Annotated in this window: 14 protein-coding genes and 2 tRNA genes; 5 read left to right on the top strand and 11 right to left on the bottom strand. The window is 69.1% G+C overall.

What is annotated here, in order from left to right; all coding sequences use genetic code 11:
- Nucleotides 1–141 precede the first annotated feature (141 nt).
- Nucleotides 142–534, top strand: a complete 393-nt coding sequence (locus AQJ27_RS16585; RefSeq protein ID WP_067368643.1) for a CBS domain-containing protein — start codon at nt 142–144, stop codon at nt 532–534.
- A 145-nt stretch (nt 535–679) separates the two neighbouring features.
- On the opposite strand, the gene AQJ27_RS16580 is transcribed toward AQJ27_RS16585, so the two are convergent.
- The gene (locus AQJ27_RS16580) at nt 680–2,131 is read right to left on the bottom strand and encodes a catalase (RefSeq protein WP_208948605.1); all 1,452 of its coding nucleotides are present in this window, start codon (nt 2,129–2,131) and stop codon (nt 680–682) included.
- A gap of 173 nt (nt 2,132–2,304) precedes the next feature.
- Here AQJ27_RS16580 and AQJ27_RS16575 point away from each other — a divergent pair, with 173 nt between their 5' ends.
- The gene (locus tag AQJ27_RS16575) at nt 2,305–2,721 is read left to right on the top strand and encodes a Fur family transcriptional regulator (RefSeq protein WP_067368638.1); all 417 of its coding nucleotides are present in this window, start codon (nt 2,305–2,307) and stop codon (nt 2,719–2,721) included.
- Between the two features lie 111 nt (nt 2,722–2,832).
- Here AQJ27_RS16575 and AQJ27_RS16570 read toward each other — a convergent pair.
- From AQJ27_RS16570 to AQJ27_RS16555, 4 genes are all read right to left on the bottom strand, one after another.
- Nucleotides 2,833–2,906, bottom strand: a tRNA-Met gene (locus tag AQJ27_RS16570).
- A 186-nt stretch (nt 2,907–3,092) separates the two neighbouring features.
- Complete coding sequence (locus AQJ27_RS16565; protein ID WP_067368636.1) at nt 3,093–4,916, bottom strand: tetratricopeptide repeat protein; 1,824 nt, start codon at nt 4,914–4,916, stop codon at nt 3,093–3,095.
- Nucleotides 4,917–5,181: 265 nt separating this feature from the next.
- Nucleotides 5,182–5,255 (bottom strand) — tRNA-Met (locus AQJ27_RS16560).
- Nucleotides 5,256–5,397: 142 nt separating this feature from the next.
- Nucleotides 5,398–8,397 (bottom strand): UPF0182 family membrane protein, encoded by a 3,000-nt coding sequence (locus AQJ27_RS16555; protein WP_067369307.1) that lies wholly within the window; start codon nt 8,395–8,397, stop codon nt 5,398–5,400.
- 163 nt (nt 8,398–8,560) lie between these two features.
- Between AQJ27_RS16555 and AQJ27_RS16550 the strand changes: the two genes are divergently transcribed.
- A complete protein-coding gene (locus tag AQJ27_RS16550) occupies nt 8,561–9,103 on the top strand; it encodes a PPA1309 family protein (protein WP_067368628.1) in 543 nt (180 codons plus the stop codon).
- A gap of 93 nt (nt 9,104–9,196) precedes the next feature.
- Here AQJ27_RS16550 and AQJ27_RS16545 read toward each other — a convergent pair whose 3' ends face one another.
- The 4 genes from AQJ27_RS16545 to AQJ27_RS16530 form a co-directional block, all read right to left on the bottom strand.
- Nucleotides 9,197–10,294, bottom strand: coding sequence for a YlbL family protein (locus tag AQJ27_RS16545; RefSeq protein WP_067368624.1), 1,098 nt, complete (start codon nt 10,292–10,294; stop codon nt 9,197–9,199).
- A gap of 84 nt (nt 10,295–10,378) precedes the next feature.
- A complete protein-coding gene (locus AQJ27_RS16540; RefSeq protein ID WP_067368622.1) occupies nt 10,379–10,585 on the bottom strand; it encodes a hypothetical protein in 207 nt (68 codons plus the stop codon).
- 150 nt (nt 10,586–10,735) lie between these two features.
- Nucleotides 10,736–11,197, bottom strand: a complete 462-nt coding sequence (locus AQJ27_RS16535; protein WP_054228166.1) for a molybdenum cofactor biosynthesis protein MoaE — start codon at nt 11,195–11,197, stop codon at nt 10,736–10,738.
- Nucleotides 11,198–11,829: 632 nt separating this feature from the next.
- Entirely contained in the window at nt 11,830–12,945 is a 1,116-nt protein-coding gene (locus AQJ27_RS16530) for an SDR family oxidoreductase (protein ID WP_079065022.1), read from the bottom strand.
- 191 nt (nt 12,946–13,136) lie between these two features.
- Between AQJ27_RS16530 and AQJ27_RS16525 the strand changes: the two genes are divergently transcribed.
- Both AQJ27_RS16525 and AQJ27_RS16520 read left to right on the top strand, forming a co-directional pair.
- Nucleotides 13,137–14,567: a zinc-dependent metalloprotease gene (locus AQJ27_RS16525; RefSeq protein ID WP_067368618.1), complete on the top strand. Its 1,431-nt coding sequence runs from the start codon at nt 13,137–13,139 to the stop codon at nt 14,565–14,567.
- Nucleotides 14,564–15,091, top strand: coding sequence for an NUDIX hydrolase (locus AQJ27_RS16520; protein ID WP_067368615.1), 528 nt, complete (start codon nt 14,564–14,566; stop codon nt 15,089–15,091). Before AQJ27_RS16525 ends, AQJ27_RS16520 begins: the two co-directional genes overlap by 4 nt.
- 153 nt (nt 15,092–15,244) lie before the next feature.
- Here AQJ27_RS16520 and AQJ27_RS16515 read toward each other — a convergent pair whose 3' ends face one another.
- The gene (locus AQJ27_RS16515; protein WP_067368612.1) at nt 15,245–16,000 is read right to left on the bottom strand and encodes an AIM24 family protein; all 756 of its coding nucleotides are present in this window, start codon (nt 15,998–16,000) and stop codon (nt 15,245–15,247) included.
- 16 nt (nt 16,001–16,016) lie between these two features.
- Nucleotides 16,017–16,697 carry an AIM24 family protein gene (locus AQJ27_RS16510; RefSeq protein ID WP_054228171.1) on the bottom strand — a complete coding sequence of 227 codons (681 nt, stop codon included), beginning with the start codon at nt 16,695–16,697 and terminating at the stop codon, nt 16,017–16,019.
- Between the last annotated feature and the right edge of the window lies 1 nt (nt 16,698).

Here is a 16,698-nt window from a genome sequence, read left to right as displayed (position 1 = left end):
CTTGTGATCCATGGGCGCCCCCGAAAGTCATCGCACGCCCTCTTGTTGACCCTCCCTTTAACTGCGACTCTGAGAGTCCCCCCACTTGTGAACTTGTGAATCGCTTCTCTTGGCGCTTCACCAAGGAGGTGGCTCCAGCCCATGCTCGTCCGCGACGCCATGAGCACGGTGGTCCTCACCATCGGCCCGGCACACACACTCCGTCAGGCGGCCTGCCTGATGTCCTCCCGCCGCGTAGGCGCGGCCGTCGTCCACGACGAAGACTCCTCCGGCCTCGGCATTCTCACCGAACGCGACATCCTCAACTCGATCGCCCTCGGTCAGAACCCGGACACCGAGACCGCGGGCACCCACACCACGACCGACGTCGTCTTCGCCGCCCCCGTCTGGACCCTGGAGGAAGCCGCGGCGGCGATGGCACACGGCGGTTTCCGACACCTGATCGTGCTCGACGACAACGGCCCGGTCGGCATCGTCTCGGTCCGCGACATCATCCGCTGCTGGGCTCCGAAGCGGCAGCGGGTACCCGCGTAGACCGCCCGGGCACCCCTCGCAGGCACCACTCGCGGGCACCGCTCCCGGGCACCACTGTTGGGCCCGCACATGCCGACGGGCCGGACCCCCATCGCTCTGAGGGGATCCGGCCCACCGCCCACGACAAGCGATCCAGTGCTGGTTGTCAGCCGCGCAGGGCCTGGACCGCGACCTCCAGCCGCTTGCCGAAGTCTTCGTCAGCCTGACGGAAGTTGTTGATCGCGCGCTCGGCGATGTCGTCACGGGAGACCTTGGCGATGAACCCCGCCAGGTTCGCGATCAGCCGCCCCTGCTCGTCCTCCGACATCAGGCGGTACAGACTGCCCGCCTGCACGAAGTCGTCGTCCTCGGAGTGGGACGGCGCCTCGGTCTCACCGGTGTGGCCGGTCACCGCGATCGGCTGCCACAGCGGCCGGTCCGTCTGGAACGGACCGCCGAAGCTGTTCGGCTCGTAGTTCTTCGCGCCCTTGTGGCGGCCGTCGTACAGGGAGCCGTCACGGGAGTTCGTGCGCGCCTCGGCGGCGTGCGGACGGTTCACCGGCAGGTGGTCGGCGTTGATGCCGACGCGGTAGCGGTGCGCGTCGCCATAGGCGAAGAGCCGCCCCTGAAGCATCTTGTCGGGGGAAGGCCCGATACCCGGCACGAAGTGCGCCGGCGAGAAGATGGACTGCTCGACCTCGGCGAAGATGTTCTCCGGGTTGCGGTTGAGCTCCAGCCTGCCGATCTCGATCGGCGGGTAGTCCTCGTGCGGCCACACCTTGGTGAGGTCGAACGGGTTGAACCGGTACGTCGCCGCGTCGGCCGCCGGCATGATCTGCACCTGCACGGTCCAGGACGGGAACTCACGGCGCTCGATGGCCTCGCGCAGGTCGCGCTGGTGGGAGTCGGGGTCCTCACCGGCGAGCCTGTCGGCCTCCGCCTGGGTGAGGTTCTTGATTCCCTGGTCGGTCTTGAAGTGGTACTTGACCCAGAAGACCTCGCCGGCCTCGTTGTTCCACTGGTACGTGTGCGAGCCGTACCCGTTGAGGTGGCGGTAGGAGGCAGGAATCCCCCGGTCACCGAAGAGCCAGGTCACCTGGTGCGTGCTCTCGGGGCTGAGGCCCCAGAAGTCCCACACGTTGTCGGCCTCCTGCGAGCCGGTGTAGGGGTCGCGCTTCTGCGTGTGGATGAAGTCGGGGAACTTGATGGCGTCCTTGATGAAGAACACCGGGGTGTTGTTGCCGACGAGGTCGTAGTTGCCGTCCTCGGTGTAGAACTTCAGCGCGAAGCCGCGGGGGTCACGGACCGCGTCCGCGGAGCCGAGGTTGCCGGCCACCGTCGAGAACCGCAGAAAGGTCTCGGTCTGCTTGCCGACCTCGGAGAGGAACGTGGCGCGGGTGTACCGGGTGACATCCGCGGTGACCGTGAAGGTGCCGTAGGCGGCGGCGCCACGGGCGTGCACGACACGCTCCGGGATGCGCTCGCGATTGAAGTGGGCGAGCTTCTCGAGAAGCAGCTGGTCCTGAACGAGCACCGGGCCGCCGGCGCCCGCGGTCTCGCTGTTCTGGTTGTCGGCCACCGGCGCGCCGGCCTCCGTCGTAAGCGGTCCCTGCGTCACGTGCGCCTCCTGCGTCATTCCGGGCTATTCCGGGTCACTCCGGACCGGTCACGCCCGGTCCCATCCAATGCCCAATGCCGAACCGATCCTACATTAGACAATATCCAAATCAAGCATGCATCCAACTTCACACCCATTCGGGATCTGGTCACCTTGCTGTTAAGCTGGCCTGTATGAGTGACCTGTTGGAACGACTGCGCGGACGCGGATGGCGAATGACCGCGCAGCGGCGTGTCGTGGCCGAGGTCCTCGACGGCGAGCACGTCCATCTGACGGCCGACGAGGTGCACGCCCGGGCCGTCGCCAAGCTGCCCGAGATCTCCCGGGCGACCGTCTACAACACGCTGGGTGAGCTGGTCTCGCTCGGCGAGGTGCTGGAAGTCGCGACGGACAAGCGCGCCAAGCGCTACGACCCGAACGCGCACCATCCGCACCACCACCTGGTCTGCGCCCAGTGCGGCTCGATCCGCGACGTCCACCCGAGCGGCAACCCGCTCGCCGACCTCCCCGACTCGGAGCGCTTCGGCTTCACGGTCTCGGACGTAGAGGTGACATACCGGGGCCTGTGCCCCACCTGCGCATCAGCCTGACTCCCCCGAAAGCCCCGGCCTCCACGGACGCCGGGGCTTCCGCTTACCCCCGCACCCCTCGAAAACGCCGAAGGGCCCAGATCTAAATGATCTGGGCCCTTCGCCTTCAAGTAGCGGGGACAGGATTTGAACCTGCGACCTCTGGGTTATGAGCCCAGCGAGCTACCGAGCTGCTCCACCCCGCGTCGATGAACTGAACATTACGTCAACCAGGTGGACCAGTGCAAATCCCATAGACGCCCCCTTGAACACGGGCGAGCGGAGCTCCAGGGTCACCCCCAGAGCCAGCCCGGCAGGGCGCAGGGGCGCAGCCCCGCAAAGGTCCAGGGCCCAGCCCAAGCCCAGCCCCCACCCACCCCACCGCCACAAACTCACGCGGACAACTCCTGCCGCAACGCATCCCGCAACCGAGCCGCCCGCTCAGCCACCTCCGCAGGCCCCAGCGACACCGCCCGATCAGCCCACCGCTGCCCCTCCGCCAACTCCCCCCGCCGCGCATACACGAGCGCAAGCCGAAGCGCCGCCCGCCCATGCCCCGCATCCGCCGCCCGGGTCCACCACAACGCGGCCTCCGGCTCACTCCCCTCCCGGGCCAACAGCAGCCCCAGATTGAAGGCCCCGTTCCGAGACCCGGCCTCCGCCGCCGACCGGTACCACCGAGCCGCCTCCACCACATCACCCCGAGCCGCGGCGAGCATCCCGACCCGCACCTGCGCCCGCCGATGCCCCAGGGAGGCAGCCCGCTCGTACCACTCCTCGCACTCGCTCTTCTCCTGCGTCGGCTCCCCGAGCTCATGCGCGGGCGCCGGCGGCCGCCGAGCGTCGAGCACGGCGGCCAGCCGGTACGCGGCCTCCGCGCTACCGCCCCCCGCGGCACACCTCAGATGCCGCTCCGCCTCCAGCTCGTCCCCGTCCCGCAGCCGCGCGATCCCGACCTGCAGCGCCGCCTCGGTGTGCCCGGCGGAAGCCGCCCGCTCGTACCACCGCAGCGCCGCCTCCTCGTCGTCCTCGCTCCCCCGCCCGGCATGCAGGATCCCGAGATTGAACGCGGCGTCCACACTCCCGGCCTCCGCGGCCTTGGAGAACCAGGGCTCTGCCCCGGCCGAGTCCCCGACCTGAAGCAACAGGATCGCCAGCGCGTTCGCGGCCTCACGGTGCCCCGCGTACGCGGCCCGCCGATACCACTGCTCGGCCTGCGCGGTCCGCCCCTGCTCGGCGCAGAGCAGCCCGAGGTTGTACGCGCCGTTCACATCACCGGCGTCCATGGCGGCCCGATACCACCGCTCCGCGGTCTGCGTCTCGCCGCGCTCGGCGTGCAGCGCCCCCAGTGCGTTCGCGGCGTTCCCGTCCCCGTCCTGGGCGGCCCGCAGCCACCACACGGCCGCGCTCTCCGTGTCCCCGGCGTCCCGCAGCAGGAACCCGAGCGCGCAGGCGGCCCGCGCTTCCCCGTCCTTGGCGGACGTCAGATACCAGCGCCCCGCCTCCTTGAGGTGCCCCCGCTTCTCCAGGATCGCCCCGAGGTGCAGCGCGGCCCGCCGGTGCCCCCGCGCGGCGGCCTGCCGGTACCACTGCTCGGCCTCTTCACCGGCGGCTCCTATGACCCCCATGACACCGTTGTCGCCCCTGCCCTCGCCCGCGTCCGCGGCCTTGCGGTCGAGCGTGCGAGCGAGCCGGTACGCCGCCTCGCGGTGTCCCCGCTCGGCGGCCGCCCGCATCCACTGCTCCGCGCCGACGTCACTGCGGTGCTCCAGCAGATCGGCGAGCGCGTACGCCCCGAGGGCATGCCCCTGCTCGGCGGACTGGCGCAGCCAGTACTCGGCGGCAGGCTCGTCTCCCCGCTCCCGGTGATAGCGCCCGAGCGCGTGCGCGGCGGCCGCGGACCCGGCGACGGCGGCGATCCGCCACCACCCGGCGGCCTCGTCGGCGTACCCGCGCTGGTGCAGGAGGACACCGAGGTTGTTGGCGGCGGCGCGGTCACCGGCGGCGGTGGCAGCACGCAACTGAGGCTCGGCTCCGTCGAGATCGCCACGGCGCAGCAGCATCGCTCCGAGGACACTCATCGCCTCGACGTCGCCGGCCTCGGCGGCGAGCCGCTGACGTGCTTCCTCGGCAGCCTCGCCGGTTTCGTCCCGGTCTGAAGGCTGCGCAAAACGCCCTGTATCCAACAGAGTTGCCTTGTCCCCCATAACGTCCATCGTCGCACCACCTGCAACCTGGGTACACCTGGTATACCGCAGTCAGTGAGGTCACTTCAGCGTTTTGTCGACATGCCCACAGAGAGACAAGTCAAACACAGTTCTCCCAACTCCCCACGGATGGCGCAGTCTTCGGCGCGTCGCCCATGGTCGCCGCAGGCACCCCACGTACGCGCCCTGCTCAGGTCGTCATACGGGTGCAGTACACGTGTGCGCACACAGCGAAGGCCCGGATCCTGTGAGGATCCGGGCCTTCACTTTTCAGTAGCGGGGACAGGATTTGAACCTGCGACCTCTGGGTTATGAGCCCAGCGAGCTACCGAGCTGCTCCACCCCGCGCCGTTGTGTTGCAACCGTACCACGGCGCGGAGGGGGCCTCTGACCAGCAGCGGAGGTGGCCTCTGACCACCGGCCGATCCGAACCGGACCAGCCGCCGGCCGGCCCGACGGACCGGCCGGCGCCCTGGCCCGTACCGCCGCCCTAGGTCGTACCGCCGCTGGGACTACTGCTGCCACTGGGGCTCGGACTGCCGCTGCCACTCGGGCTCGGACTACTGCTCGGACTGCTGCTCGGGCTGCTCCCCTTGTCGGTGCTCTTGCTGCCGCCGCTGCCACCGGTGGCGCTCTTGTCGGCCTTGGACTGAGCGTCCTCGGCCCGCTTCAGCGCGTCCTGAAGATCCTTCTGCGCCTGCCCGTACGCCGTCCAGTCGCCCTTCTTGAGGGCGTCCTGGCCCTGCTCGAAGGCCTTCTGGGCGTCGCTGAGCGCCTGTTGGACCGTCGGGTTGCTCGACGTCGGCGGTGGGGTGGTCCCCGTGTCGGCCGGTGGACTGGTCGTACTGTCCGTCCCGAAGATCTTGTTGAGCGCCTGGTCGAGCGTGTCCTCGAAGGCGGTGTTGCCTCCGTAAGTCACCAACACCTTGCGCAACAAGGGGTACTTGAGGTCGCCACCGCGTACGTAGACGGGCTCCACGTAGAGCAGTCCTCCGTCGAGCGGAACCGTCAGCAGATTGCCGTACTCGACTTCCGAGTCCCCGCCCTTCAGAAGTCTGATCGACTCGGCGATGTCCTGTTGGGAGTTGAACTGGCTCTGGACCTGTTTGGGCCCGTCGACGGGTTCACTGGTCGGCAGTTTCAGGATTCTGATCTTGCCGTAGTCACTGGTGCCCGCCTCGGAGTCGACCGACATGAAGGCGCTCAGGTTGTCCCGGCCGTTCGGCGTGAACGTCGTCGTCAGCGAGAACGTCTGCGCCTGCTGGTCGGGCATCTGCATGCTCAGGTAGTACGGCGGCACCGCGTTGCCCGACTTGTTGGTCGGGTCGTCCGGGACCTGCCACACCTCGCTGCCGCTGAGGAACGTCTGCGCGTCCTTCACGTGGTAGCGGGTGAGCAGCTCGCGCTGGACCTTGAACAGGTCCTGCGGGTACCGCAGATGGTCCATGAGCGACTGCGAGATGGCCGTCTTCGGCTCCACCGTGTTCGGGAACGCCTTCATCCAGGTCTTGAGGACCGGGTCCTTGGTGTCCCACTGGTAGAGCTTGACCTCGCCGGTGTACGCGTCGACGGTCGCCTTCACCGAGTTGCGGATGTAGTTGACCTGGTTCTGCTGGGCCACCACCGCGCGCTGGTTGTTGGTCGCGGTGAGTGAGTCCGCCGTCGTGTCACCGAGGGTGGTGCGGGAGGCGTACGGGTAGCCGTTGGTCGTGGTGTAGGCGTCGACGATCCACTGGATCTTGCCGTCGACCACGGCCGGGTAGGCGTCGCCGTCGATGGTCAGCCAGGGGGCCACCGCCTCGACGCGGTCCTTGGGGGTGCGGTTGTAGAGGATCCGGGAACCCTCGCCGATCGCGCCCGAGTAGAGGATCTGCGGCTCGCCGAACGCCACGGCGTACGCGGCACGGTTGACCGGGCTGGAGAGGCTGACACCGCTCTCGCCCTTGTAGCTGGTGGTCTTCTCACCGCTGTCGTCGGAGTAGTCGATCTCCTTCTGGGGACCGCCGACGATCGAGTACTGCGTGGTCTTCTCGCCGTAGTAGACCCGCTGCTCGTACGTCCCCAGGTCGCCCTTGGACGGCAGGTCGGACTCGGTGAAGACGGGCCGGCCACCGGAGGTCGCCGTGGTGCCCTTGGCGGCCACCACGCCGTATCCGTGCGTGTAGCGGAAGTGGTCGTTGATCCAGTTGTTCTTCGGAATGCCGTTCAGGTTCAGCTCGCGCAGTCCGATGACCGTGTCCTGGTCCTTGCCGTCCTTGCTGTACCGGTCGACGTCCAGGTTGGTCGGGAACGCGTAGTAGTTCTTCATCTGCTGCAACTGCTGGAACGTCGGCGAGACGATGTTCGGGTCCAGCAGACGGATGCTCGCCGTGGTGTCGGCGTCGTCGCGCTGCTTGGTCTTGTCCGTGGTGTCGCTCTTGCCCGCGTACTCCGAGACCTGGGTGCCGTCGATGCCGTAGGCCTCGCGGGTCGCCTTCAGGTTCTTCTCGACGTACGGCGCTTCCTTGGCCTGCTCGTTCGGCTGGACCTGGAACTTCTGCACGATGGCCGGGTAGAGACCGCCGATGAGGATCGCCGAGAGCACCATCAGGCCGAAGCCGATGACGGGCAGCTGCCAGGTGCGCCGCCACAGGGTGGCGAAGAACAGCAGCGCGCAGATGACGGCGATGCAGAACAGGATCGTCTTGGCGGGCAGATACGCGTTGGCGTCGACGTACCTGAGACCCGTCCAGTTGCCGGTCGCCTTGAAGTCGCTGGACTTCACGGCGAGTCCGTAGCGGTCGAGCCAGTAGGCGACCGCCTTCAGGGCGACGAAGACGCCCAGCAGCACCGACAGGTGCCCGGTCGCCGCGGCCGTGGCGCGCGCGCCCGGGGAGGTGATCCTGAGCCCTCCGTAGAGGTAGTGCGTGAGCGCGGCGGCGATCAGCGAGAGCACGGCGGCGGCGAAGCCGAAGCCGAGCAGGAAGCGGTACCAGGGCAGGTCGAAGGCATAGAAGGAGACGTCGAGGTGGAACTGGGGGTCCTTCTGGTGGAAGGGGACCCCGTTCACCCACATCAGCCAGGTACGCCACTGGCCCGACGCCGACGCGCCGGCGATCAGCCCCACCAGAGAGGTGATGCCGAGCAGCAGCCACCTCTTGTAGGGCGCGATCCCCATCCGGTACCGGTCGAGGCTCTGCTGCTCCATCGACATCGCGCTCAGCGGCGGTCGCAGCCGGTGTGCCAGCCAGATGTTCACGCCGACCGAGGCCGCCATGATCAGGCCGAAGACGAAGAAGAGCCCGATCTTGGTCCACAGGGTGGTCGTGAAGACGGACGAGTAGTGAACCGACCGGTACCAGAGCCAGTCCGTCCAGAACCCCGCGAACATGACGAACGCCATGGCCAGCACGGCCAGCACGCCCAGTGTCATGAGCAGGGTCCGGACACGCCGGGACGGTCGGCCCACTCTGATCCGTGGCCCCGTCGGGCCTCCGCCGCGGTCCGGCATCTGGAAAGCCAAGGTGCGCACCTCGAAGTTCGCTGTTGATCCGTCAGGTCCCCGTGAAGCGGACCATCCGTCAGGCTCCGTGATCGTGGAGCCTCATCTATGCAACTTACTCACGCTTTACTCGGTTCCCGGATCCGGGTACGAACGAGGCAGGATTGTGACCATGTCCAACACTCCCATGGCAGCGAGCCCGCTCACCCGGGCCGTACTCGAGATCGACGAGTACGCCTCCGGCCTCGGCTGGGACCAGCCCGCTCGCCTTTTCGCCCTCGTAGACACCGCGCGACTGCGGGCCCAGGAGCCCGGCCTCGCGGCCCAGCTCGGCCTGCAGGACGAGCCCGAGACCACCGGTCTCACCCCCATCGAGCAGGACGAGATCCCTGCCGGCAAGCCGCTGGACGAGTTCCTCGGCACCATCGCCTGGCCCGACGCCGTGGTCGGCTGCGCGCTCACCGTGGAGCGGCTGATGCTGCCGCCGTCCGCGGAGGCCTCCGTCCCGGAGGGCCTGAGCGACAAGAAGCTCGCGAAGTGGGTCGCCGAACACCCGGACCGCCAGGAGGTCCGTATGACGGTCGGCGTCCTGCGCGACGGCACCCGCGACTCGGCACTGCGTCTGCGCGAGAAGGACGCGCCGACCGAGGTCCTCACGGGCGCGGGCCTGGTGCCGGGCCTGGCGGAGGCGCTGTCGGCGACGTTCGCGGACTGACGTCCTGATGTACGTGGATGGGGGCGCCCCCGGACTTCCGGGGGCGCCCCCATCACACCGTACGGCCCGTGTGTACCGCCGCCGGTCGGTCCCTCAGCTCTTGGTGGTGCACTTCGGCAGGTCGGCGGTCTTGCCGGAACTGATGTCCTTCAGGGCGTTCATCGCGTCGTCGATGGTGTTGACCTTGACGAGGGTGAGCCCCTCGGGGGTGTCCTTGGCGGCGGCCGCGCAGTTGTCCTTGGGCGTCAGGAAGTACTGGGCGCCCTTCTCGCGCGCTCCGATCGTCTTCAGCTCGATGCCGCCGATCGGACCGACGGTTCCGCTGTCGTCGATGGTGCCGGTGCCGGCGACGAACTTGCCGCCGGTGAGGTCGCCCGGGGTCAGCTTGTCCACGATGCCCAGCGCGAACATCAGCCCGGCGCTCGGACCGCCGACGTCGGCGAGCTTGATGTCGATGCTGAACGGGAACGTGTGATCGGTCCCGGCCGAGATGCCGACGATGGCCCGGGACGCGCCGCTGTCGCCGGACTTCGCCGTGGTGATGGTCACATCCGTGGTCGCGGTGGCCGTCTTGCCCGCCTTCTCGGCGGCGGCCTGCTCCTTGGCGGGCACCACCGTGAAGACGACCTTCTCGCCGGGCTTGTGCTTGGTGACCAGCTTGGCGACGTCTTCGGGTGCCTTGACGGCCGTACCGTCGACGCTCTTGATCACGTCACCGGCGTGCAGCCTGCCCTCGGCCGGGGAGTCCTTGACGACGGTCGACACGATCACCCAGGACTTCACCGGGATGCCCAGTTCCTTCAGAGCGGCCACCTTGGCGCTCTCCTGGGACTGGCTGAACTCCTCGGCGTTCTCCTGCGTCGACTGCTGCTCGGTCTTGCCGTCCGGGTAGAGCGTGTCGTGCGGCACGACCTTGTTGTCATGCGCGAGCCACCCGTACACGGCCTCTGCGAGGTTCATGTTGTAGTCGGCGCTGGTGACCCGGACGGTGGTCATGTTCAGGTGCCCGGTCGCCGGGTACGTCTTGCGCCCGGAGATCTGCAGCACCGGCTCGCCGTCGTGCTCGCCCAGCGTGTTCACCGTCGGCCCCGGTGACATCTCCGAGTACGGCACTTTGATGAACACTCCCGCGCACAGGAGCGCGATCAGGATCAGGGTGGAGGCGAGCATCGTCGCGGTGCGGCGTGGCATGCCACGACAGTACGGGACGGTGCTGTCAGCGCACTGTCGGGGCCGTCCGTACGGGGCCCGGGCGGCCCCTGCGGGGCCCCGGCCTCAGACCGCGTCGGAGTGCGGCTTCTCCCCGGCACCGGGCCGCACCATGACGGCCTCGGAGCGCTCCATGGCCGCGCGGAAGCGCGCGTACCCCTCGAGCTCGACGCCGTCTCCCACCGTCTTACGGTTCCGGCTGGCCCAACTGCCCCACAGTCCGGCACCGATCGCAGCCAAAAGCGGAATCAGCAACCAGGCGAGCGACGCCATGCCGACCTCCCAACCCCACGAGCGACCGCAACTGACTGATCAGCAGATTAACCATCCGCCTTGTTAACGCTCATACCAGGGGGTCGGTTACGCAACCGGAGCAAGGGTGAGAACTCGGTGAGGCCGGACTCACACGTCCGGCCGACTCCCTCAACAGGCTCCGACCCACTCCTCCGTGCCGTCGGAGAACTTCTGGTGCTTCCAGATGGGCACCTCGTGCTTGAGGTCGTCGATCAGCTTGCGACACGCCTCGAAGGCCTCACCGCGATGCGGACACGACACGGCGACGATCACCGCGAGATCACCGACGGCCAGGTCACCGACCCGGTGCACGGCGGCCAGCGCCCGCACCGGATACTCGGCGACCACCTTCTCGGCGATCCGCCGCATCTCGGCCTCCGCGCTGGGATGACACGAATACCCCAGCCCGTCCACGTCGGCACCCCCGTCGTGATTGCGCACGGTCCCGACGAAGAGCGCGGTCCCCCCGGCGGCGTCGTCCCCGACTGCCCGGAAGACCTCGTCCAAGGAGAGCGGCTCGTCCCGAATCGCCAACAGCCGAATCGGATCCTGCGCGCCCAACTCACCCGGATGCTCAAAGGTAGGTGCCATCTCCCCATCGTGCCGCACCCCACGGCACCCACGAAATACGCCTTTCACCCCGCACACACACGTGACCTTTTGGAGCCTCCTACAGGCACCCCGCCCCATCCAGCATCAGACGACGAGGCCCGTGAGCCCTCCACCGGGGTCGGGGCCGGAGCCCCGAGGGCGACGGGGCACGACCCCGCCGAGCCACAGGCGCGAAGCCCCACCGGGCTCCGGGGGCGAAGCCCCACCGGAGTCCATAGGCGCAGCCCCGCTGGGGTACAGGGGCGGAGCCCCGCCAGGGGTGCAGGGGCGCAGCCCCGCCGGGGTGCAACCGAAGTCCATAGGCGCACCTCCACCGGGGTGCAGGGGCGCAGCCCCGCCAGGGTGCAGGGGCAGAGCCCCGCCGGGGTGCAAGGGCGGAGCCCCGCCAGGGACCCAGAAGCGCAGCCCCGCCGAAGTCCATAGGCGCACCTCCACCGGGGTGCAGGGGCGCAGCCCCGCCGGGGTGCAGGGGCGCAGCCCCGCCGGGGTGCAGGGGCAGAGCCCCGCCAGGGGTCCGGGGGCGGAGCCCCCGGGGATGGGACGGGTAGGGGCGGCGGGGGCGGAACATCGGCCCCAGCCACGACGCACCCGCACCCGACCACCCCCAAAACTCAGATCCGCCGCCGAGCCTTCCGAGCCCGCCGAACCAACGCGGCCGTACCCAGAAGAGCGACCGTCGCCCCCGCAGCCCCCGCCGCCGTCGCATCCTTCCGCCCCAGCCGCCGCCCAGCCACGGTGTGCCGCCCGGCAACCTCCTCCAGCAGCTCCGCGAGAACCTCCTCGTTGGTCCACTGCGGCCGCCACCCGGCGTCATGCATCCGGCTCCCACTCACCACCCAGGGGTACATCGTGTACGCCAGATCCCCGGCGGGCGAAGGAGTGAGCCCAATCCGGTGAAGTCGCGCGGCAGCCCCCAGCGCGACGGCGGACGGCAACTCCATCCGCCGAATCCCGCTGAGCTCCTCGACCTCCTCCTGCTCCAGCCACCCGTCGCACCCGACGGCCAGCTCCCCCTCCACCTTCTCCAGGACGGCGTACTCCAGAGCACTGCACAGATCCTCGACGTGGCAGAACTGCCAGGCAGGCCGTGACCCCGCCACCACAAGCAGTCGAGGAGACTCGAAGTACCTGGTCAGCGCGGTGTCGGTACCACCACCGACCAGGACCCCCGGCCGTACGACGGTGACATTGAGCCCCGGATGCGCGCGCGGCGCCCGCCGGGCGAGCCGCTCGATCTCCAGCAGGTCCCCGACCCCCGTGGCCTCGGCGGTCGCCCGCAGTTCGGCGTCTTCGGAGAGGGGCAGTTCGTTGTCGGGCAGCGCCCCGTAGACCATCGCGGAGGTGCACAGCACAACCCGGTGCACCCCGGCCGCGGCGGCGGCCGTGAGCACGGTCTGCGTCCCCCGGACGTTGTACGCCGTGCGCGCCGCCGCGTCCGTCTCCAGGTCGAGGTCGAGCGCGAGATGCACCACGACGTCCGCGCCGCGCAGCTTCTCGGCGATCGCAGGATCCCGCACGTCGAGGATCTGCCACTGGGCGCCCTCGCACTCGCCGCGACGCTCGTCGATGGCGATGACCTGCTTGATCTCCTCGCTGGCGGCAAGCCGCTCGGTCAGCATCGCGCCCACGCCGGACGCGGCGCCGGTGACCGCGACGACGGGCCCGCGCAAGGGCGGGCTGGTTGAGTGGTTTCGCGCTGCGCGAACCTGTGGATCTGGGGAACTCACCGGGCGTCTCCAGCGGTTGTCTTCAGTAACGGACGCGCGTGACGCGTCCGTACCAGGTGGCATCCATCCTGCCGCAGGCCAAGAGTCGGCGAAGCACCGAGGCCCGATCGGGTTCGGGTGTCTACGCTGGGTGGTGTTGTCGGGCAGTCGCCGTCGGAACGAACCGGCGGCCTTACCAGCCGAGGAATCCCGTGAGTGACACCCCATTCGGATTCGGCCTTCCGCCGGAGGAGCCGGAGAACGGCGACGAGGGCAAGAAGAAGGACCAGCAGAGCGGCGGTGGACAGGGACCGTTCGGTTTCGGGCCGCCCGGAGCCGGCGGCCCCGGCGCCGACAATCCGCTCGCAGCGATGTTCGGTTCCATGAACCCCAACGATCTGGGGGCCGCGTTCCAGCAGCTGGGCCAGATGCTCTCGTACGAGGGCGGCCCGGTGAATTGGGACATGGCCAAGCAGATCGCCCGCCAGACGGTCTCCCAGGGCACTTCTGACGGCACCAAGGACGCGAGCGTCGGTCCCGCCGAGCGCACCGCGGTTCAGGATGCCGTACGCCTGGCCGACCTGTGGCTGGACGACGCGACGTCCCTGCCGTCCGGCGCCGCCTCCGCCGTGGCCTGGAGCCGCGCGGAGTGGGTCGAGGCGACGCTGCCGGTGTGGAAGGAGCTCGTCGACCCGGTTGCCGAGCGTGTCGGCGCGGCCATGGGCGATGTCCTGCCGGAGGAGATGCAGGCCATGGCGGGCCCGCTCATCGGCATGATGCGCTCCATGGGCGGCGCCATGTTCGGTACGCAGATCGGGCAGGCCGTCGGCGTGCTCGCGGGCGAGGTCGTCGGCTCCACCGACATCGGCCTGCCGCTCGGCCCGGCCGGCAAGGCCGCTCTGCTGCCGCTGAACATCGCGTCGTTCGGCAAGGACCTGGGCATCCCCCTGGAGGAGGTGCGGCTCTACCTCGCCCTGCGCGAGGCCGCCCACCAGCGTCTCTTCTCGCACGTGCCGTGGCTGCGCTCGCACCTGTTCGGCGCGGTCGAGGGCTACGCGCGCGGGATCAAGGTCGACACGGCCAAGCTGGAGGACGTGGTCGGCCAGCTCGACCCGCAGAACCCCGAGCAGCTGCAGGACGCCCTCCAGCAGGGCATGTTCCAGCCGGAGGACACGCCGGAGCAGAAGGCCGCGCTGGCCCGTCTGGAGACGGCGCTCGCGCTCGTGGAGGGCTGGGTGGACGCGGTCGTGCACGCGGCCGCGAAGCCGCGTCTTTCCTCCGCGGACGCGCTGCGCGAGACACTGCGCCGGCGCCGCGCCACGGGCGGTCCCGCCGAGCAGACGTTCGCCACGCTGATCGGCCTGGAGCTGCGCCCGCGCCGGCTGCGGGACGCCTCGCGCCTGTGGGCCTCGCTCACCGACGCGCGCGGTGTCGACGGCCGCGACGGCCTGTGGGCACACCCGGACATGCTGCCGAACGCGTCCGACCTCGACGACCCGGACGGCTTCGTGCACCGTGAGCAGCTGGACTTCTCCGAGCTCGACAAGATGCTCGGCGAGGCGGCGAGCGGTTCCGCCGAGAAGCCGAACCTGAAGAAGGACGACGCTCCCACGGACGACGACAAGGGCGACGGCACCGAGTGACCCTTCACGACGACGCCGTCCTCGTACTGAAGCAGTACGAGGACCAGGAAGAGTTGCGCCAGGTCTATCTGGACCATCTGTCCGAGCATCCCGACGGCATGTGGAAGGCCTGCACGGCGGGGCACGTCACGGCCAGCGCCCTGGTCATCGACCCGGTCGGCTGCCGCGTCCTGCTGACGCTGCACCGCAAGCTGCGGATGTGGCTGCAGATGGGCGGTCACTGCGAGCCGGGCGATCCGACGCTGGCGGCGGCCGCGCTGCGGGAGGCGACCGAGGAGTCGGGCATCGAGAGTCTGATCCTGCTGCCGGGCGGCCCCGTGACCCTGGACCGGCACGCCATCCCGGCGCCGTGCAACTGGCACCTGGACGTCCAGTACGCCGCGCTCGCCCCGGCCGAGGCCGTGGCGGCGATCAGCGACGAGTCCCTGGACCTGCGCTGGTTCCCCTACGAGGAGGTCGCGGACGTGGCGGACGCCTCGGTCGTACGGCTCCTGGAAGCAACCCGCGCACGGCTCGCGGCCTGAGGCACGTGTAAGGGGCGACCGCCATGGCGGTCGCCCCTTACGTTCGTTTCCCGGACCGTCACCTGAGTCGACCGACCGCCGGTTGATCAACCGACCCTGGGTCCGGATGATCAACTGACCTTGGGTACGGCCGATCAGGCGAACATCGGCCGGTCAGCTCCAGACGTTGCCCTGGTTCTGCGCCCGGGCCCCCTGCTGCCCCATGCCGTACTGGGCGCGCAGCCCCTGGCCGATCACCGCGTTCTGCGGCGGCAGCAGCTCACTGGGCTGGACGAGCGCGAAGCCCGTGCCCAGGAAGCTGAGCTCCCAGCCCTCACCGGTGTTGCCCCGCCGCCGCCACACCCCGGAGGAGTGCGTCTGGGCCTGCATCTGGACACGCAGGCCGGTGGACCAGGCGACGATCGCGTCGGCGTCACAGTTGACGTACTTGTCCGGCGTGACCTGCATCATCAGCGGCATGCCCGAGGTCATCAGGGCGACCTTGCCACGGCCGGTGATGTTGAGCTGGTACTTGCCGGAGCCGGAGATGCCGTACTGGCTGTCCACGGCGATGACCTCGTGGTGCAGCGAGGAGTCCATCGCCAGGACGTAGCTGCTGTCGACGGTCAGACCGTCCTGCTCCACGTCGACCACGTGCACGTGCTGGGCGAGATTGGCCAGATAGACCGTCCCCTGCCCGTGGCACCGCATCAGGTCGAGGCCTTCACCGGTGTACGCGCGTGCGCGGTGCTGGCTGTTGTTCTGGTACTCGGCGTCGAACTCCACGAGCCCCTGGTACGCGACCATGGTTCCCTTGCGGGCCAGGATGTCGTCGTGCCCCTCCATGACGACTCGCAGCATCTGCGAGTTCTGGAGGCTGTAGCGCTCCTGGGTCTGCTGCTCGTTGTAGCCGAAAAGCGGGCTCTGCATGATGTGGTGCTCCCCCTCAGCCCCGGATCCGGAGGCGATCGGTGCTGTCCTCGCTGGGCTGGACGACGACGATGCCCTGTCCGGAGAACGCCATCTGGTACGCCTCGCCGCTGCCGCGTCCGATCAGCGACTGCGCCTTGAAGCTGCGCTTGCCCTTCACCTTGAGGTTCGGGGACCAGGCGACGAGCGCGTCCGGGTCGACGTACGTCTCGTCCTCACCGCCGCCGCAGTCGACCACGATCGGCTTGCCGCGCGAGGTCAGCGCGACCCAGCCCTGACCGGAGATCTTGGTGTTCCACAGGCCCTGTCCGGCGAACTTGGCGAGCCCCTTCACCCGCTCGACACCCCACTGGAGATGGGCGTCGAAGGCGAGCAGGTTGGTGGCGTTGACGGAGATCGCGTCCCCGTTGAGGTTGATGACGACGACGTTCGCACCGTAGTCGGCCAGGTAGAGCAGGCCGTCGCCGGTGCACTTCATGAGGGGCGCGCCCTCACCGGTCATCCAGTCCCGCGCGATCTGGCGTACGGCGGGCGGGTTGGGCTCGTACTGGACGAACCCTTCGTAGGCGACCATCGAGCCCACGCGCGCGAAGAGGTCGTTTCCGGTCTGCATGGCGACCTTGAGCATGTGGTTGCCGTGGTTCTCCATGCGGGCGGTGACAGGTGCCGGGGCGAAGCCCGCGAGTGGCTGGTTCATG

The sequence above is a fragment of the Streptomyces olivochromogenes genome (assembly GCF_001514115.1).
In the GTDB taxonomy this organism is placed as follows: Bacteria; Actinomycetota; Actinomycetes; order Streptomycetales; family Streptomycetaceae; genus Streptomyces; species Streptomyces olivochromogenes.
The sequence above is the reverse complement of the archived record's forward strand: the minus strand, read 5'-3'. Positions and strand labels throughout refer to the sequence as shown.